Origin of the sequence: Corallincola luteus, from assembly GCF_004336975.1 — a bacterium.
In the GTDB taxonomy this organism is placed as follows: domain Bacteria; phylum Pseudomonadota; class Gammaproteobacteria; order Enterobacterales; family Neiellaceae; genus Corallincola; species Corallincola holothuriorum.
In genome coordinates this window covers 33,880-53,010 of the sequence record NZ_SJXE01000015.1, presented here as the reverse complement: position 1 = coordinate 53,010, position 19,131 = coordinate 33,880, and the positions used below count along the sequence as shown (strand labels likewise).

General features: G+C 46.4%; 18 protein-coding genes and 1 pseudogene. 16 read left to right on the top strand and 3 right to left on the bottom strand.

Going from position 1 to position 19,131, the window contains the following annotated elements; genetic code table 11:
* Positions 1-126 precede the first annotated feature (126 nt).
* Positions 127-495 (bottom strand): annotated as a pseudogene (locus EZV61_RS18680) (IS4 family transposase); the annotation flags it as partial.
* 198 nt (positions 496-693) lie between these two features.
* Between EZV61_RS18680 and EZV61_RS18675 the strand changes: the two are divergent.
* The 5 genes from EZV61_RS18675 to EZV61_RS18655 all read left to right on the top strand — a co-directional run bounded on the left by EZV61_RS18675 (position 694) and on the right by EZV61_RS18655 (position 3,721).
* A complete protein-coding gene (locus EZV61_RS18675; RefSeq protein WP_114339520.1) occupies positions 694-1,395 on the top strand; it encodes a hypothetical protein in 702 nt (233 codons plus the stop codon).
* 230 nt (positions 1,396-1,625) lie between these two features.
* Entirely contained in the window at positions 1,626-2,207 is a 582-nt protein-coding gene (locus EZV61_RS18670; RefSeq protein WP_131417540.1) for a hypothetical protein, read from the top strand.
* Positions 2,208-2,307: 100 nt separating this feature from the next.
* Positions 2,308-2,685: an Imm39 family immunity protein gene (locus EZV61_RS18665; protein ID WP_131417538.1), complete on the top strand. Its 378-nt coding sequence runs from the start codon at positions 2,308-2,310 to the stop codon at positions 2,683-2,685.
* 101 nt (positions 2,686-2,786) lie between these two features.
* On the top strand, positions 2,787-3,119 hold the full coding sequence (locus tag EZV61_RS18660; RefSeq protein WP_131417536.1) for a hypothetical protein: 333 nt from the start codon (positions 2,787-2,789) through the stop codon (positions 3,117-3,119).
* A gap of 80 nt (positions 3,120-3,199) precedes the next feature.
* Positions 3,200-3,721, top strand: a complete 522-nt coding sequence (locus EZV61_RS18655; protein ID WP_131417534.1) for a CbrC family protein — start codon at positions 3,200-3,202, stop codon at positions 3,719-3,721.
* 299 nt (positions 3,722-4,020) lie between these two features.
* On the opposite strand, the gene EZV61_RS18650 is transcribed toward EZV61_RS18655, so the two are convergent.
* Positions 4,021-5,031 carry a hypothetical protein gene (locus EZV61_RS18650; RefSeq protein WP_131417532.1) on the bottom strand — a complete coding sequence of 337 codons (1,011 nt, stop codon included), beginning with the start codon at positions 5,029-5,031 and terminating at the stop codon, positions 4,021-4,023.
* Between the two features lie 220 nt (positions 5,032-5,251).
* Between EZV61_RS18650 and EZV61_RS18645 the strand changes: the two genes are divergently transcribed.
* From EZV61_RS18645 to EZV61_RS18635, 3 genes are all read left to right on the top strand, one after another.
* Positions 5,252-5,836: a hypothetical protein gene (locus EZV61_RS18645; RefSeq protein ID WP_131417530.1), complete on the top strand. Its 585-nt coding sequence runs from the start codon at positions 5,252-5,254 to the stop codon at positions 5,834-5,836.
* Between the two features lie 185 nt (positions 5,837-6,021).
* A complete protein-coding gene (locus EZV61_RS18640) occupies positions 6,022-6,351 on the top strand; it encodes a hypothetical protein (protein ID WP_131417528.1) in 330 nt (109 codons plus the stop codon).
* A gap of 219 nt (positions 6,352-6,570) precedes the next feature.
* Entirely contained in the window at positions 6,571-7,194 is a 624-nt protein-coding gene (locus EZV61_RS18635) for a hypothetical protein (RefSeq protein ID WP_131417526.1), read from the top strand.
* 200 nt (positions 7,195-7,394) lie between these two features.
* Here the strand turns inward: EZV61_RS18635 and EZV61_RS18630 are convergent, their stop codons facing one another.
* Complete coding sequence (locus EZV61_RS18630; protein ID WP_205695414.1) at positions 7,395-10,010, bottom strand: right-handed parallel beta-helix repeat-containing protein; 2,616 nt, start codon at positions 10,008-10,010, stop codon at positions 7,395-7,397.
* Between the two features lie 467 nt (positions 10,011-10,477).
* Between EZV61_RS18630 and EZV61_RS19550 the strand changes: the two genes are divergently transcribed.
* From EZV61_RS19550 to EZV61_RS18585, 8 genes are all read left to right on the top strand, one after another.
* The gene (locus EZV61_RS19550; RefSeq protein WP_240695241.1) at positions 10,478-12,100 is read left to right on the top strand and encodes a cellulase family glycosylhydrolase; all 1,623 of its coding nucleotides are present in this window, start codon (positions 10,478-10,480) and stop codon (positions 12,098-12,100) included.
* Between the two features lie 276 nt (positions 12,101-12,376).
* Positions 12,377-13,258, top strand: a complete 882-nt coding sequence (locus tag EZV61_RS18615) for a DUF4437 domain-containing protein (RefSeq protein WP_131417524.1) — start codon at positions 12,377-12,379, stop codon at positions 13,256-13,258.
* A 163-nt stretch (positions 13,259-13,421) separates the two neighbouring features.
* The gene (locus EZV61_RS18610; RefSeq protein ID WP_240695240.1) at positions 13,422-14,390 is read left to right on the top strand and encodes a sensor domain-containing diguanylate cyclase; all 969 of its coding nucleotides are present in this window, start codon (positions 13,422-13,424) and stop codon (positions 14,388-14,390) included.
* 168 nt (positions 14,391-14,558) lie between these two features.
* On the top strand, positions 14,559-15,032 hold the full coding sequence (locus EZV61_RS18605; RefSeq protein ID WP_114339529.1) for a DUF2947 family protein: 474 nt from the start codon (positions 14,559-14,561) through the stop codon (positions 15,030-15,032).
* Positions 15,033-15,395: 363 nt separating this feature from the next.
* Positions 15,396-16,139, top strand: a complete 744-nt coding sequence (locus tag EZV61_RS18600; protein WP_131417520.1) for a type 1 glutamine amidotransferase domain-containing protein — start codon at positions 15,396-15,398, stop codon at positions 16,137-16,139.
* Between the two features lie 172 nt (positions 16,140-16,311).
* The gene (locus tag EZV61_RS18595; protein ID WP_114339531.1) at positions 16,312-16,533 is read left to right on the top strand and encodes a YgdI/YgdR family lipoprotein; all 222 of its coding nucleotides are present in this window, start codon (positions 16,312-16,314) and stop codon (positions 16,531-16,533) included.
* A 149-nt stretch (positions 16,534-16,682) separates the two neighbouring features.
* Complete coding sequence (locus EZV61_RS18590; RefSeq protein ID WP_131417518.1) at positions 16,683-17,123, top strand: hypothetical protein; 441 nt, start codon at positions 16,683-16,685, stop codon at positions 17,121-17,123.
* The gene (locus EZV61_RS18585) at positions 17,120-18,937 is read left to right on the top strand and encodes a receptor L domain-containing protein (RefSeq protein ID WP_131417516.1); all 1,818 of its coding nucleotides are present in this window, start codon (positions 17,120-17,122) and stop codon (positions 18,935-18,937) included. The genes EZV61_RS18590 and EZV61_RS18585 overlap by 4 nt, the downstream gene beginning before the upstream one ends.
* The last annotated feature ends 194 nt before the right edge of the window (positions 18,938-19,131 follow it).

The window sequence follows — 19,131 nt, the reverse complement described above, 5'->3', positions numbered from 1 at the left end:
CCAAGCCTAACCACCAAAGCATGATTTCTGCGAGCATGGCGATTAGCAGCAGTACATCGTAACGGCGCGGACAGCGCTAGCGACTATGACGCAAGCCAAAGCCGTATTGCGGGCTTTTTAAATCGCGAGCGTTATCGAGCGTCCTTTCACCGAGACAGAAGCCCGCAATGTCATCATTCGTAACTGCTCCCGCACATCAGCCCAATCCACCAAAACAACCGGCATGGGATTGGCACCACATAACTGCCGCACGTGCCACTGATATACCGCCAATCGTTCGTTATTCAGATGATGATTGCCCAATAACCGATCCATCCGTTTAATGTTGTGCTTGGGCGCAACACGCCCCTCAATGTTTCGTCCTAGTTCGGTCAATGACAAGCTGTCGCCATCAAGCAACGATTGTGTGGCAACTATCAGGGAACTCAGGCGTTTTTTGTGAATTTGCGGACACTGTTGTGCAAGCATTTGGTGTAGGATTTGAACTTCGCGCATCCCGACTGCCTCCGTGCAGGGTGAGATAGGATTTGTTTTTGGCGAAATTAATTAGATCAAACCACGGGGTGCGCGTCTACTTTTATGAATTTCCTAGGGATTATGAGGGGATTCGCTAGATTGCGGCGTTAATTTTCCAAAGACTAAATCTGATACATGAGTTTGGGTATTTCAAAATTCAAACTAAAGGAATGTTTTGTGAGAGAACTAGTAAAAAAAGCATACACTTACATTTACAAATTAAAGCTAAATCACCAGTTAAATCAGATGAAAAGAATGACCAATGAAGTTGATAAGCTAACTTTGGATGAAGCACCTAAGTTACCTTACAATCAAGCTCTTATGGATGATTTAATCGAATATCTAGACTCTGAAGAAGTAGTTGGTGTTGAGTTTGTTTATGACTATGCAGAATTCGAGTGGCTTGTAGATGATCTGGCAGATTTCTTCAATGTGGAAATAGTGAAAACTAAGGAAAATCAGTATTTGGTATCAGGGGAAGTTATTGATCCGCCGGTAACAGGAACTTTCTGTGATTCGCAGATATTTACTGCGTCGGTATATAACAGTATTCCTGATAGTAAAAAGAGTGAAGTTTATTGTGATTCTTCTGGGAGGTTTCTCCTTCTTATTTCAGATGAAAGGTATCAACTTTTAAAGAATAAATATGGCGATTTATTGGGTTTTAAAAGTGAACAAAACTTACTTCCAAATTTATCAAAGTGGAAACCTGGTATGTGCGCTTATTCTGGAATAAATTATCCTTATTCAGGTGGTCATACAGATATGATTAGTTTTGTCGCTGAATATATAGAACACCTTAAGTTAGTTTATAGGCAACACCCTGATTTAGATCTTATTCTTGAAGAAGCTGCTTCTAAGTTAAGCTTGATAAAATAGGAATATCCACTATAGAGTTGTTTTTATATGGGGATTCTTTGATGCCTGTTTTACTGTCTCAGACTAATGAGTGCGTTAGCCACAGCCCAAATTAACAAGGCCCGGCAACATCAAGCCCGCAAAAAAACATCCGCTTCGCTGCGGGCGGGCTTTGGACTCGCTATCGCTCGCCGTTGCGAGCAACGTTAGGCATATATAGCCTCATTTGATTATTAATTTGGAAATTTACAATGAGAGATTTAAAAAGTGTTGTTGCAGCTGTTAATGAGTATTCAGATGAGTCTATAGATGAAGTTTCTGAAACGTCCGAAGAGATTATAGACGAAGAGCTGATTATAATTGATTGGCGAGAGTATGATGATGCAATAGTAGAAACGATTGCTGAAAAGGTTAGTAGCACAGATCAAATGTCGGCTGAATTATTAGATGGCGAACTTTGGGTCTATTTTAACGATGAACGCTATAAACTTCCATTGACAATGAGTGGTCACGATCGCTACGTAACAATTTCTTCATTAGCTTGGCTACTACGTGATAAGTATGATTTTTGGCTAATGGCAATCAATATTGAAGACGATACCCACCAGATTCTTATTACCTCAAAGGTTGAGTCAGAAAAATTAAACGATGAATATAAAGAATTCGTTAAAAATCAACTAGTCCAATTACAGATCGGCTTCGACTATTTTAATTGCGTAGATATCCCATATCTTGAGCATGAAAATAATGCAACTATCGTTTTTCCTGATCACAAAGCACAAGAGCTAGCTAAAACTGAGTTAGAGAAGAAGCCATGGTGGAAGTTATGGTAGTTGGTAGTCTATTTTATCGGGTGAACATCATGGCCCGCTTAAAACCGCTGACGCGGCGGACCTTGGACTCGCTATCGCTCGCCGTTGCGGGCAACGTTAAATGTCTATGAGTGAGTATCCAGTATTAATCGCCGGTGTAGGTCTCGTTAAAGGTCGCATCAAAAACATTGGTCAGGCCATGGCTTCGGTCTGTGATGAGGTCAAGCCTTTAATTGAGCAATCGAAAGCGTTTGATGCTATGCGGTTCAAAGAAATAAATATGGTTATTCGCTGGGCTGAAGAAAGTATCAATGAGCCAGAAATTGATCCTCTGCGTAAGTCAAAGAAGAGCCTGGAAGTTGCAACCACCATTAGCTTGCGTGAGGGTAAGGCAGTGGAGAATGACCCTGAACAGCTCAAGTCTCTGGTCAAAGCTGAACTAGGAAAAGTGCTTAATGCTATAGAGGTAAAATATGGTTTGTGCCACATCTACATTTAACAAGCCAAAGCACGCGGACTTGGTAAAGCTGTCACCTTTTTCGCTTGCGCAAAAAAGCCGCCATCTTCACCAATCCGGTGTTTGAGGCGTTAAGTGCACTAATGAATATGGAACTAGACAACGAAACGTGGCTAATTGAGTTTGGTGATGATGTAATCGAAAAGAAAGCCGAACTCGGAATTGAGGCTCTGACTGACTACGAAAAAGTAGTGTACTGTTTCTGGGTAATTGATTACTCGATTAGAAACTCAGGCACACTAGATGCGATCGAAGATATCTATCCTGAAGCTATATCTGAGTTTGAGGCTTTAGCTGGTAAGAATCATTGGTCGTCAAAGTTCAACATCAAGGAAGTTAGCTGCAGTGAGGAAGCGTACTACCGTAATTTTGAGGTTTTTTGCAGTGAATTACGTTCAGTTCAAACTTGCATTTAATAAGTCAAAGCACGCGGACCTGGCATAGTTGTCACCTTTTCTATAAAAAAGCCGCTAACTTGCTCCCTGTTTTAGGCGTTATGCGTATCATGAATTTTAAGTACTTTAGAGATCCTGACAATTTTGCTTTTAAAACAGACGAGCCAATGAAGTGTTCCGTTTGTGGCATGCTTGGTGTCTGGTTTGATGCTGGTGGATTCTACGGTATCGACGAAATTGAATGCATCTGTGATGAGTGCTTAGCTGCGGGAAAGCTCAAAGCGCTTGAGATCGAGGCTAATGAAGCTTTTGGTGGCAGTGCTGAAGAGAACGACGAAATTATCTTTGCTACGCCCGCGCTTCCAACATGGCAAGACCGTGTTTGGCCTTATGTGGATGGAAGCTTTTGTGTATTCGAACGAATAGCGTCAAAGCAGGACTTTGATAGTAAAGAAGAGTTTAAAAGGGCCTTCTCTAATAAAGTCGCTGAACAATCTGATTTGGAGTGGTTGTGGCAAACCCTTCCCGAAAAAACGGTTGAGAACTATCAGCAAGGCGGTGATGTCACAGTTTACTTGTTCTCAAATAATGGCGCTAAGTACTGTACCTGGGATGCCAACTAATTACTCATAACAAACAAATTAGCCAAAACACTCGTCGCTCCGCTCCGTAGCTTAGCCTGCTCAAGCTGCCCATGGTTGGGGCATTATATTTTTAAAAATCAGGGCGTCAGTTTTCGTAGGAACATAGCTTGTGGAAAACAAAGTGGTCACGAGCTATGAAAATTTAACAAACGCATCAAGTCGCTCGTAGGCTCATTTGGGCAACAAAACTACACGGCATTTTGGTTTTGTGCTGTTTATTGGCCGAATAGCAGAAATTCTTGTTTAGACGGGCTGGTAGGCTTCAGCTTATGCTGTGCTTAGTCGAAGTAATCGTATGGAGCTTTTAGTTTCCAAATGACGGCCTTAGTCAGGCCGGAATCGTCGACGATCTCTCCCGCAATCACATTATTTTCGTTAATAGCGTAAGCGGCACCTTCATTGTCATTGGTTGGTAGTAGATGCATCACTTTAGATGCGAAATTTAGATAAAACGGCAGACGGAGAGCATCAGCATTATCAGCTTCACCTATGATGCGTTGCTGATCATTGATGTCATGCGCGATACTACTCGCGCCGCCCAGCGTGCCTAAACGTACCGCTCCGGTAGAGGCAAATAGTGCTGCAATTTTGTGTACGGGACCGGGTGGTTCGCTGTGGATCCAACCCACTACATCTCCGGTGTCATTAAGTCCAAGTGCCTCACTCCACGAAAGATCATGCTGAGGGAGGTGCGTCAGTATCTCATTTTCCCAGGTAAACGCTCGAGTAGCGGATTGGTCTTGTCCCACAACAGTACCTGATTGATTTATCGCATTGGCTGCTCGTGGCAAGAAGTGAGTTACTAAAGGGGTGGGTTCTAGGTTGTTTTTCCAAATAACAGCGGTTGTCATAACTGAACCGATTATCCAGTTATCGTTATTAATTGCTGTGGCTTCCCCAAACGCCCCATCAGCAAGCTCGTCGTAAAGATCGATGATATAACCGTTACGCCAAACGACAGGATGATAATTACCATTTGAGTCCTGACTTCTCCCAACGACAGCACCTCTGTCATTGATGCCAAGTGCAGCACTGTTGAGGCCACCATCTAATGGCCCCAAATCAATCATGGTATTGTCGCGATAGAGGAAGCCATGAATAGATCCAGACTCGGTGTCTGCAATACCAACCACTTCGTTATTCACATTGATGTCACGGGCTGAACTGAAGCTCCCACCGGGTAGCGTGCCAAGCTCAATGACTTCATAACGTTCAGCGCACCCTGCGGCAAACAGCAAACATAGTAGCAGCGGCAGATACCAAGACAGTCGCCTCTGAGGGATTATCATCGTTGACTCTCAAGTTAAGCGACAAAGAACAAACGTATAAATGTAAGGTAGCAGTATTCTATTTAGTGTGCTGTTGAGGGCGCGGCTGCTGTTAGGGTATTTCGCTGGCATTGCTGCTTTGGCGCAGCAGTCCTTGGCCGAGCTGAGTGTTTAAAAGGTTTGGTGATTGTCTCTTCGCATCTTATTTGTCGCTAGATAATGACTCAACGAAAGGAAGTAGATGAAATTCAAAATTGAGAAACCAGAGCACTTATATGCCAAGTGCAGCTCAAACGGCATCACAATATCTTTTATTTTCAATGGTACAAAAACGGGGCATTGCGGCGGTTGCACGTTAACCACTGGTTTGGGGGCGTATAACGGGGTGCCGGGCAAAAACACCTTAACCTTGAAGTTCGATTCTTGGCAAAGCGGTGCTGACATTGACTTCAAAATTGCGCTTGTTAATGCGCCCAGCTTAGCCGACGTTGATGCAGGTAAGGTGCTTCACGTATGGACTGAGAAAGATTTTGCCAGCCAGCCAGATCAGGAAGATATTGAACTCATATTAGAGTGTGATGGCTACTTCCCGGCGTTGGCGCCCTTTATTGCTAAGTATGAAAGTATTAATCGGGTCCTATTCAGTGATGTACCAGAAGCAATTTTTGAGCACGTAGTGCAGCAAAAAACTGATCAGCTTAAAGAGGAGCTACAGCAGTTTAGTGATGAAGCGGAAGCTAAAGACTTCCTTAATCAAACCATTGAAGAGGTGAGTTGCTACGTTGGCGGAACGCTTGAGGAGATGGAAGCAGGCTGGTTAGATTGAGCATGGGCTGATTATGCTTGTGTTGCTACTCAAATTATGAGTATTTTCTATGGCTTACTGCATCGTCAGGTCGCAGACTCGGTTCCGCCAGGCACTCAATATGTGCCTTGGGTATTTAGAGGGAACCTGCTGTGCGATTTTTAAACAACGTAAATTATCTGCCAATGAGATTAATAGGAAGTTAGATGGAAGGTACAAAATTAGGCGCGTTAATGGATTTAGCGGCCGATGCTCAACGTCTTATTCAACAGGATTATGAACAGATTAATCCCATTGTCGGCGCTCATACGCGGTTAAGAGAGCAGGGTATCCCCGCTGACGCTATGACGATTGACTGTCCCCAGTCAGGAAAGCGTATCGTCGTGATGATACTTGATGCTAATCCTGAGCAGATTGTTTGTACTTTTGGCTTCAAAGATAAAGACGCCGACGAGAGTACACTGAAAATAGCTTTTTCTGACATTAAGATGGGAACAATCTATCAATGGATAGAAAGCCATTTTTCTTCAAATTAGCAAGTTTTATCTCAGGGGGATATATCTGGGGCGTGTAGATCTGTCCTAGCTGCATTCCCCTCGCTCCGTTGTATCCGGAACCGTCAATGTGTGGCTTTGATGATTGCAGTACGGAGGTGAAAGTTCATTTGCATGATGGAGCTGTCAGGCTTGTTTGGGTCGCTTGCCAGTGACAAGCGCCAGTAAAAGATACGCTATATGGAATAGGCTTCTAACCCTATGCATCCAAAACTCAAAGGACTGATCAAAACCATGTTGCTGGCACTATCCATCCTAAGCATCGGCCTTGTTTTTTTAGCATGGTATTTGGGCTTTTTTGGCCAATCGCTGTTTCCTACCACGCCAAGGGCGGCTTACTTCACGATATCCTCGGGAGATAGCTGGCTGGAAATCAAAACATTTAATAGCGCATTTGCCAGCAATAATCGCCAGCAACGTCATCTATTCCCGCAGTTCCTTATGGGCTATGGTTCGACTGCGGGGGGCAGTCTCACTGGGTATTTTGATCTACCGGAAGGAGAGGTGTTGCCTGATACCATCGTAATCTCTTACCGAATCGCTCCGCTGGATCGTAAAGTGGCAGAAGCGTTTTTCAGTTCGGGGGAGAGTGACTCATTGGCGCAGTGGGATGCGTTTATAAGCCAGCAGTTAGACTTTCAAGGTGCTGAATATCAGAGCTTCAACCTAAGCCTTATGCAGTACAAAGATGACTTGGCGTACCAGGCATCAGCCAAAGATGGACGGCAGCTGTTGATCCTCAATATCCGCTTTCAAGCTGATGGCCAGCCGCTGCTTAATTTCAGTAATACCTATCAAAACATGGATCCCCGCTGGATGCACTGACGCCAGAGTGCTAAATCGCTTAGTAGACTCAGCGGTAATTCAGACGCCACCCATCCGACACTGTCGCAAATTCACTCTGGCTTTGTGCTGTTTGCTGCGCCTCTGAAGGGGTTCAGAGGCGTATGTTTAGAGTGTAGGAGTGCGTGCCCCGAGCGTTTCGAACTTCCCTCTCAAGAATCGCAGCATAACTGAGCAAGGCGTTAGTACCTGCCCAAATTGCGCCTTCTGATGAATGCACACCATGCCAACAGTAAGCCGATACCATAGCTGATGCTACCGCCACCGCTAGCGTCTGTTGCTTCAGGCTCAGACTCCGGTGCTTGCTCTGGCTCCGTCTCAGGCTCTGGTTGTGGCTCAGGCTCTGGTTGCGGTTCAGGCTCTGGTTGCGGCTCAGGCTCTGGTTGCGGCTCAGGCTCTGGTTGTGGCTCGGGCTCTGGTTGTGGCTCAGGCTCTGGCTCTGGTTCTGGTTCTGGCTCTGGTTCTGGCTCTGGCTCTGGCTCTGGTTCTGGTTCTGGTTCTGGTTCTGGCTCTGGTTCTGGTTCTGGTTCCGTTGTCTTATCTTTGATTGTCAGCGCGACCGTGTTGTCGGTGCCGGGGGTCGCATTCTCAACGTTTGTTATGGCGATGTTCAGTGTTTCATCCCCCTCAATCAGTTCATCTGAAAGTAGTGTGACGGTGAAGCTGACTTCGGTGCCATCGCTAATAACAACACTGCCATCAATGATGTTGTGGTCTTGATGATCAGCGGTGCCGTTGAGGGTGTATGACACGGTGACGGGGTAATCCTCTGCCTGTTCAGACAGCATCATTTTAATCGTGATATCACTGCCTTCGTCGGCAGTTACACTATCAATGGCAAAGCCTTCTACAGCAAAGCTTACTACTGGCAGTTCTTTTATTGGGTCGATGCAATCTTCCCCAGGTAAACCGTAGCAACCGTTACCAGTAGGGCCAAACTCTCTGCTCCAGGTTATGCCCGCCGTCCAGTTGGCATTTTCACCGTCTTTTTCATATGCGCCAACATCGGGCTGCCCGTCGCTGACATCATCGGTGATACCGGCGATGACCCGGCCATAGTCAATCGGCGAGGTGTTCGCTTTCAGGCGGAAGTCACCATTCGCATCATCAACAAAAGGAGACTCTGCGACCGTCAGGTTATTTTGCTTATCTGATTGTGGCTCCCAATCGCTTTTGTCTGAGAGGTTGTTCCATACACTGACATTAGAGAATGCGGTGCCGTCCTTATGCCATGCCCCCATGGTGACGCTGCCATTCCACAAGGTGTTGTTGTAGATGTTGATGTCAGTGCCGTTCCAGTTGATTTGAATATTGCTCCACTCGGTATTCCAGATCACGTTGTGGTGAACATCAAAGCCTGACGCATCGTTGTCGAGGTAGATACCAGCCGCTTTGTTTTTAGGGCCGGGTGAAAACGTGTCATGGAGCCAGTTGTGATGGATCTCTGTGTTGCTTGGTCCACCTACGGTGTAGATAAGGCCGCAGTCATCGGCAATTAAATTACTCCGGGAAATATCATTGAAGGCATATTCAGAGTTGGTATTGAATGCCTGAATAGCGTCTCTGCCAGCCCGTGTAATGGTGTTGTTCAGTACCTTGGTGTTGTTACCACTGCGGGCGTTGATGATGGCGTCGTAATTACCAAGGTAGTTAAAGTCATGAATATAGGAGTTGATGATCTGGGTGCTTTCGCCGGAGTCGTAGATCCCGGTGCCAGAGCCGAAGCCGATCTCACTCTGTTCAATGATGTTGTTAACGGTGTTGCCTTTCCCCCAATCACTGCGAATATTGACGCTTTGGTTATTCGACGAGAAGCCAGAAACGACACCCAAGGTGTAGTTACCATACAAGCTAGTCACACCATAAATATGGTTGTTTGATGCACCGCCAGTGATCTCTATTGATCCACCAAACACGGCGAGGTTTCGGATCTGGATGTAGCTTCTGCCTGATAGGTCGATGGTTTGTTCACGTTGGCGCATCTGTACTTGGTTTTCAGCTGGCATGGCGCCATCTGGCAGTTGTACATATAGCTTTTGGCTGGCGGCATCAAAGTACCACTCGTTTTGATAATCTAGTGCTTCTTTAATGCCTTGCAGAAAGAAGTCACCGCCATCGGCTGGGGCGTGAAAGGTGCGGATCCATGCCGGGTTTTTATTGAGATCAAAAGAGACGCTTGTGCTGGTATTGCTGGTAATAAAAGCGCGCCAGGTTGTCCAGCCAGAGCCAGGCTTGTCGCCGTAAAAATATAATGACCCGCCTTGAGACCAATCTCCCGCAGGGATGCCGTCTGCATAATCCAGGTGAGCATTAAACTCGACTGAACCGTCGCTGCCACCTGAATTCCTGAGAGTGTCTTGCGTGAACGGATCACCGTCTTCGTTGTTTGGCCAGCGCGCCAGATCCATCGCAGTACTGCCCTGCATAACAAAGTTCGACTGGCCTAAATCCCACGCCACATCCGCCACATATATTTGGCCGGAATCTAATGCCCAGCCGTTCACTGCTTCCATCGCTGTGATAATGACTTTTTCATCTTCATAGGATTGAAAAGTGATAGGGCTTGATTCGGAGCCTGAATGACTGGGACGCAGTGTTTCGTGATAGGTGCCTTCGCGAATGTTAACCACATCACCGGCAACGGCGACATTTGCCGCTTTGGAGAGGGTTAAAAAAGGAGAGTCTAGCGAGCCAATGTTTGCGTCATCACCACTGGGGGAAACAAAGTAATTGGCGGCATTAACGGAGCTAGAAACTGCATATAGAACAAAAATTACCGCTGACCATTTGGCTTGCACAACAGACTCTCATGATTGTTAATAGTATGTTAATTTGACCAAGATATAGCATTTTTTTGTCAGTATCAATCTGTGTTAAAACAATAGCTTATAAGCGTGATCTGTTTAATTTTTGGCTGACGCTTCTACTTGTCAGAACTGACTTCAAGGTAAATGGAACTTAATAGGGTTGAGTTGTGAACGCGTTGGGACGTGGCGTTCTGACTTCGAACTCGTTACCGCAGGCGATAATTCTATCTTTGCTGAAATGGAAGTTTGTCAGCGATCTGTTGACTCTCCACTCTGACGTTGCGTCAAATAATTGACTCTCTAGTGTCAAAAAGTTAATGTCTATCTGTTTAAGTTAATTAAAACATTAAGTTAGCGTTTGGTGTTGTAAGCGGTAGGGTATGACTTCATTGAGCTTTGGCACGCCGAATAGCTAAATCACAATAACAAACAGAGAGCACCCACAGATTATGAGAGTCATGAAGAACTTGAATTCGGTTTATGTTGCGTGCAAAAGCGTTTTGCTTATTAGTGCACTGGCAGCTTCATTTGCCCATGCTGTAGAGCCGTTAACCGTCAGTGGAAACCAGGTTTTAGCCGGTGGCGAGAAAAAAAGCTTTGCCGGCATGAGCTTGTTTTGGAGTAACAATGGCTGGGGCGGAGAAAAGTTTTACGACGCCGAGTCGGTGGCAAAAATTAAGAGTGACATGAACGCCAACCTAGTGCGGGCGGCGATGGGCGTTGATGAGAACGGCGGTTACTTTGATGACCCTGCAGGAAATGAAGCCAAGGTCCGACGGGTTGTCGAGGCGGCCATCGACAATGATATGTATGTGATCATCGACTGGCACTCCCACCATGCCCACGAGCATGATTGGAGCAAAGCGAAAGATTTCTTCTCGCGTATGGCGAAAGATTATGGTCATTACGATCACGTGATCTACGAGATCTATAATGAGCCACTGCAGATCCCTTGGTCAGACATTAAGCCATACTCTGAGGCGGTTATTTCAGCTATTCGAGCGGAAGATCCGGATAACCTGATTGTGGTGGGAACGCCGCAATGGTCGCAAAAGGTAGATGAGGCTTCGCTGGATCCTATCGATGGCACTAACATCGCTTATACACTGCACTTTTATGCAGCCACCCACCGTGAATACCTTCGTTCAGCGGCCAAAACAGCCCTCGATAACGGCATTGCGTTGTTTGCAACGGAGTGGGGTGCAGTCAGTGCCAATGGTGATGGCGCGGTTGATCACAGCAGCACAGATGCATGGATGGCCTTCCTGCAAGAGCACAATATCAGCCATGCAAACTGGGCATACAATGACAAGTATGAAGGGGCATCTGCACTGACTCCGTCGGGTGCTTACACTGAGTCTGGTGAGAAGGTGCGTGACATCATCAAAGGTTGGCCGACCGCCGACGGCAGTGATGGTGGCGATACCGATCCATCGACATGTGAGGCGATGGCGGTGCCGGGCAAAATTCAGGCAGAAGACTATTGCTCTATGGTTGGGATTAAAACCCAAGCGACGGCTGATAGTGGTGGCGGTGAGAACGTCGGCTGGATTGAAACCAGCGATAGCATGACGTATCGCGTTAACGTTGCCGATACCGGTCGCTACAAGGTGTCTTACCGAGTGGCTGCCAAGGATCGTCACACTGGTTTGCAGTTACAGTCTGTTGACGGTGATGTTTACGCTACCTTAGATATTTCGCCGACGGGCGCCTGGCAGAGCTGGAAAACCATCAGTCATCAGGTTGAATTGAATAAAGGTAAGCAAGATCTGGTGATAGAAGCGACTGGTCGAGGCTGGAACTTGAACTGGTTTGAAGTCGAGAAAGCTGCAAATGACGATGATGGCGGCGATACCGGAGGAGATACTGGCGGTGATACCGGTGATACTGCGGGCCAGTGCCAGGATGTCTCTGTCTACCCAAATTGGATCCGTAAGGATTGGTCTGGTGGTCAGCCAACGCACCAAAATAAGGGTGACCAGATGGTACACAGCGGCAAATTGTACTTAGCAAAATGGTATACCAACTCGGTGCCGGGTAGCGACCACTCCTGGAGTTTTGTCGCTAATTGCAGCGAGTAAGTCGAACACCGAATCGTTAACGATAGACCTCAAGAAGCCTCCAGATACTGGGGGCTTTTTTTTAGAGCGCTAAATGGCTTGTTTACTGTTGGTCACCTTCTCAGACGTTCTTCTCGAACGGCACTGCTTGCTATATTGATAGGCTAAGTTCGAACGTTAATTATCAACATTTTGTTGATAAACATTATTCGTTGCAGTGGTTTTTATATTTTTTATCTCGGTTTACTGTGGCTGTTGGTTTTTTGTTTAACCGCCGTTTAAAAGGAATCACGGGACATGAACATATTGCTATCTGAGGTACTCGTCGTTGCTGTCGCTATCAGTAGTGCGGGCTCATTGCAGGCGTCTGAAGCCGTTGTCAGTGATCACGTTGCCGCACCTAGTTACGAATTGGTGTTGCGAGAAAACGTGAAGTGGGAGCACCTTAATCCTGCTCGTGGCGATAAGAGCCCGAGAGCCGGTACCCTGTGGGGCGATCGCAATGGCTCTGAGGCGACAGGATACCTGCTAAAGCCTATGGATGGCTTTCAGTCTCCCCCACATATTCATAATGTGACTTACCGTGGCGTCGTGATCAGTGGTTTGATTCATAACGACGATCCCACAGCGGTTGAGATGTGGATGCCAGCGGGATCTTTTTGGACTCAGCCGAAAGGTGAATCACACATCACTGCGGCTAAGGGCAATAGCACCCTTGCGTATATCGAGATTGATGAGGGGCCATATCTGGTGCTGCCTACTGACGAAGCGTTTGATAGTGGTGAAAGACCGGTGAACGTTGATGTGTCCAATATCGTGTGGTTGGAAGCATCGAATATCAGCTGGCTGCAACAGGCCGGAATGCCAACCTCTGGCAACGCACCCGAAATCGCCTTTCTTTGGGGCAAACCACAAGATGGTCATGTCAATGGCGTGCTGCTCAAGCTACCTGCTGGTTTTAACGGCACGATAGATAGTCAGGCCTCCACCTTTCGGGCGGTGCTTATTCAAGGGCAAGTTGCCTATCAGGCAACTACAGATAACAACAGCGTCAATTTAGCACCTGGCAGCTACTTTGGTTCTAAGGGCGCAGCGCAACACTCAGTGACAACCAGTGACGAATTGGAGAGCATTATCTACATTCGCACGGACGGCAGAATTAACATTACGCCAAACTAGGATTCGGGGTTTAGTCAGCCATTTAGCAAGGCGTTTGTGCTCAGTTCGGTGATTAGGTGTCACTGTTTTCGTCGCTTGAGCGGCGAAAATAGGGAATAGGGCTAAACTTTGATAGTGGTTGATTACGCCGTTCGGTTCGTCGTGCGATTACTAGGAGCTTATATTGCCTAATCCTATTGATCAGGATCTGTTTCTGTTGGAGCATCCAAGCGATCTTATTTCGCTGGGTAAGTGGCAAAAGACAGTTAATCTGCTGTCAAAATTGTTTCATGCGCCGGCAGGTTTTTTGGTGCAACATACCTCTGCGGGCTTTCAAGTGACTATCTCCAGTGAGCAGAGCTCAAACCCCTACTCTGCAGGTGTCGTGATAGAAAGCGACGCCAACATTTTTTGCCGCCGTATTGTTGAAACCGGACAAGCCCTCTATGTACCCAACGCGATGATTGACCCTTGCTGGGATACCAACCCAGAGGTGCATCAAGATGGCTTTCGTTCCTACTTAGGTGTGCCTGTGTTTTGGCCTAACAAGCAGCCTTTCGGCACCTTTTGTGTCATGGATTACAAAGAGACTGAATACTCAGACACCTACATCGAGTTGATTGAGCAGCTCAAAGATATCTTGGAGTCTGATCTGTCGCTGATGTCTCTGTACCAACAGATGCAAACGCTAGCCATCACTGATTCGCTGACTGCTATTAATAATCGGCGTGGTTTTACTGCGTTGGCGCATCAACGGATCTTGCTTGCTAAGCGAATGAATATGCGCCAAGCACTGCTCTACTTTGATATCGACGAGTTTAAGGTGATCAACGATAAGTATGGTCATGGGGTCGGGGATAAGGTGCTTATTGCTGTGGCGCAGTCCATCTATAAAGCTATACGACGTTCGGATGTGGTTGGCAGGCTGGGAGGGGATGAGTTTGTGGCCCTGGTTGTTGTTCAGAGCCCGGATGACATTCGACAGTTGCAGAAACGGATCCTTACGGGGTTTGAAGAAGCACAACGTCAGCAAAAGTTGCCTGATTTTACTGTTTCTATTGGTGATATCGAGGTCGATCTCAACCTGAGTTTTGAAGAGTTACTAGACCGTGCTGACCATGTAATGATGGAGAAAAAAGCGAAAGAGCCATAAATGCTATTCGGGTGCTGCAACTGAACTGCTTTATGATTACTAAACTCGGCCACAGAACTGTGCAGGTTTATCACTTGCCGCGGTGCGCTCCTTGAATATGGTCGCAATGGTCGTTAAACAGACTTAGCCTTGTTACAATCTGTCCGTTCCCCTTAAAACAGGCTGGTTATGAGTTACATCTCTCTTTCTGAACATAAAAAACCGTGGATCTTTAATCGTACGGATCTGCCAATCAGTGATGATGATCGGTTGGCGATTAAGCCGATGACCGAAGCGCGCGCAGCCACGTTATGGAAAGCATTAATCAGCAAACAGACTGATCATCCTGATTTTTTCCGCAAAGGCGATTGGCCGTTTAGCATTGAAACCTGGAAAGAGGAAGGTGAATGGGAGTCTGTCTGGGATAGCGACGCTGTTTCGCTGCCGGAGATGATCCAGGCGCACTTACCGTGGGAAGCCAATACGGTGGTTTATTACTGCAATGATCAGCAGTCAGTGATTGAGACAACATGGGCGACGTTTCAACGCTGCTGGAAAAACTTCCTGTTTATGGATGATGGCGCTTTGCTGGTGGCGAAGAAGCGCCCTGAAGCGGTGCAGTTTCTCTCCAATGGTAGCTTTCGCATCGGTACTAAGCCTTAGCTTGGTACTGTCGCTCTTCTCTTGACTGCATCACCGCCGTGACTTGCTTAACCTGCGCGCCTCACCCATGGCGAATGGGAGTATCGTGGGGGTATCGATGCCTGACTTTGCCTTTCATTAAGCAGATGGAACAGAGAACGCTGAGCGCTCTCTGTTGCTGAGCTATTCACAGTTTGAATCATTCTTATAAAAGATCTTCATTAGTTTTATGCCCTGTGGGGATCTACACTCGACGTCAATCCGTACATATTTGGCTGGCATGCTGGTGGTTACTGGTAGTTCGAGGCTATTTGCCGTGGATGCCGATATTGTGAGTCTTGGTTTCAGAACCACTTATTATTTTTGAAAATGGAGAACAGAAACATGAAATTGCTGATTAAAAGCGTTTTGCTAGCTGTATTGGCCTTTGCATCCACCACCAGCTTAGCCGCAGATAAAGTGTTGATGGTACTCACCAGTCACAGCCAAATGGGCGACACAGGTAAACCAACGGGGTACTGGTTAGCTGAGTTGACTCACCCCTATTATGCCTTGGCTGATGCAGGTTTTGAGGTGACGATCGTCAGTATTAAAGGCGGTAAAGCACCGATAGATCCAAATAGCCTGACAGAGGACGACGCTGAGAATCAGAGGTTCCTCGCCGATGCCAAGTTGAAACAACAGATTGAGAACACGGCGACCTTGGCTTCAGTAAATCCTGCTGATTATCGCGCGGTTGTCTATAGCGGTGGTCACGGCACCATGTGGGACTTTCCCAATAACCCAGACGTGAATAGCGTGTCTGCAGCCATCTACGAACAAGGTGGTGTGGTTGCTGCGGTCTGCCATGGTCCGGCAGCGCTGTTGGATATTAAGCTGAGCGATGGTAGCTACTTGATTGCAGGCAAGCAGGTCACTGGATTCTCTAATCTGGAAGAAGAGCAGATAGAACTAACTCAAGTGATGCCGTTTCTGTTACAAGATCAGTTGATTGAGCGGGGTGCCAGTTTCAGTAAAGCGGCGCCTTGGCAGAGCAAAGTCGTGGCTGATCAGCGCGTTGTAACAGGACAAAACCCGCAGTCAGCCAAGTTATTGGGTGAAACTGTCGCAGCGCTGCTAAAGAAGTAGATTAACAGCGTTGGTTTACCATTGCGCCTCTGCTCCATGGGGGGCGCACTCTTCCCTCTGCCGCCTATTTCCCCGATGACTCCTGTTGCCTACTGTTTCCTATCTCGCCCCGTACTTCATTGATCTTTGACTACACTGATTAAAGGTGTTTGTTGGCAAGGAAACTACAACTATGGAGAAGCATATGCGAATTCTTATTGCCGTCGTCATGTCACTGTTATTGGTGGCATGTGGTACGACAGAATATGTGGTGAGCACTAAAGATGGCACCTTGATTACGGCCTATGGTAAGCCGGTGCTGGATGAAGAAACGGGTATGTATAAGTACTATGATCAAGATGGTAAAGAGCTTTATCTGACTAAAGATGAAGTGGCGCAGATCATGGAGCGTTAATCGTAAGAAACATCTATTGGGTTAGCGATAAAGCCACATCAGACGATGTGGCTTTATGTTGTTAACATACTAATTTAGTTAACCTAATCACTGATTTTACTGGCTCAGTGGGTTAAGCTCCTTCGCTCTAAGATGTAGAGCTAAGTATTGTGGATAGTACAAAAAGCAAGGAACAGCTGAGTCGTTGGCATTGCCCCGAATTTTATAATGGCTGGGTTTTCTCCTCTATAGCACTGTTTGGTCTGAATAACTTTTACCTCAAGGCCGCCTACGGCAATTGGCTGACAGGTAAGCTGTCTGACCTGCTGGTTTGCTTCTTCCTGCCTCTGTTTATCTGTGCTGTCCTGCAATGGTTCCACGTTAATTTTAAGCTCCGCATCGTGATCGGCTTGTTTGTTACCGGAGCCGTTTTGAGCTTGGTGAAATTGAATAACGATGCATCTGAACTGCTGAAAACATCATTGACTTTGATTGGCCAACCGCTGGGTTTAGGCGCGAGTAGCAATCAAGTTGATCCAACAGATTTAATCGCTCTGCCTGTGCTAGGCATTACGTATTGGTTTGCAAATAAACATGGAGGTTCCTCGTGAACTGGAAACACTACAGAGACAACACCCTGAAAGCGGCGATGCTGCTGCTGACCGTCGGTATGCTGATTGGTCATAGTTCCGACTCGGGGCCAAGTAGTATTGAAGCAAAATCTTGCAGCGATGCAGGTGAAAATGGCTACTGTCTGCAAGGGCTAGATACAGCCTCGGTGATGGCAGATTTGCAGGGGGTTGAGGTCATCGAAGGCTCTCTGTTTATCTCTGAAACCGGGATGAGTGATCTTACTGGTTTAGAGTCGCTGACAGAGATTGGCGGCGATTTGATCATCTATGAGGATGCAGAGCTGACCAGCTTGCGGGGCTTGGAGAACCTGCAACGTATTGGTGGCATGTTGACTATCTATAATGCGGTCAGTTTAGTGGATCTCAATGGCTTAGATGCTGTTGAAATCGTACAAGATGGTATCGAGATGGAAGCAAATGCAGCCATGGTGAGTTTGAATGGTTTGAACTCTCTGACCAGTTTGCCAGGCGGTATTATTGTTTCCGGACAATATCTGTTTAGTTCGCTGGAAGCACTGTCTAATGTAACAGGAAGCATGACTAAGTTGGTTATTATTGACGCACCTGTGACGTCGCTTCAGCCGCTGATGGGTGTGAATGCAATTACTGAAGAGATAAATATTGATTCAACGCAATTGATTGATCTTAGTGGTCTGGAACAGCTGGAGCCATTTACTGGCGAACTGGTGGTGCGAGGCAATGCTGATTCTCTAGGTAATCTGGAAGGGGATCCTTCTCCGCTTGCCTCAATAGCTCAGCTACACATTGGTGATTCGCTGGTAACGCTTAATATTACTAAAGAGTTTGAAAAAGCAGAGTGGCCTGATTTTTCAAAGCTTACTAGCATCGAAGAAGATCTTTTTCTACCGGTGCTTTCGTTCTCTGATTTGGAAGACGCCTTCCCTCTGTTAACGTCGGTTGGCGGTTCCCTAGGATTGTCAAAATCACCGACTATTGATGTCGAGCTGGATTGTGAACGTCAGACATTGAGCGACGTTGATGTGGGCTTTGATTCCTTGGAGTCAGTTGGCAATGAGCTGAGTCTTGAGACCAACTGTAGCGTTGCTGTAGATGGCTTTGAGCGACTGCAATCCGTTGGTGACGAGCTTTGGATTAACGGCAGGATTACTGCTATTCCGGAATTTCCGGCATTACAATCCTTGGGTGGTTTGATTGTCAATGCCCCTGTGAAAGCGTTGTTTTCATTAGATGATGTTGAGTTGGTGACGACCTCTTATGCAGAGCCTCCTAGTGTTTCACTATCCTATACTGAAGTCAGAGAGCTTCCAGCATTGCGACTTCCGGCAGAAATGCGGAGTATTCAGATTGTAGGGAATGAGCAACTGATAGATGTTGATACGTTACAAGTCGCTGAACTTAGTTTGCGCCATGAGCTAATCGTTAAGTTTAATAATTCGCTTCAATCTATTGCAGGTTTGGGCAGCATTCGGTCGTCTGAGTTAATTGATATTTGGGGCAACCCAAATATTTCAGATCTCAGTTCTTTGCAAGGGATTGAGTCAGCTATTGTTATTAATATCAAAGATAACGATACCCTTCCCTCATTAGCTGTGTTTGATGATATTGAGCATTTATACTCGCTACGAGTGGAAGGAAATGCCGAATTATCAACGTTTGGTTTTGATAAGTTGACGGTGGTAGATGAAGAATTTCGAGTGATTTCAAATCCAAGGATATGCCAGCCACAAATGGAGTTTTTGGTTGATAACCAGATCGCTGTCGGTGGTGAGGTTGAAATCGAAGATAATCAAGAATTCTGTGTAGACGACTAAAAATAGCAGCTTCGGAATATGATCAAAACAGGCGCTGCGGCGCCTTTTTTGATCTAGTGATTTGTATAGTTCTATCTCGCTTTCGCCGAAGGCAAAGTGCCCATTATCCCATTTGTGGCTCGTTTCCTTATGATTACTTCCAGCGCTCTCTTCCAAAAAAAACTGCATAGGCTATGGTTGTAAGGTTATGAAAC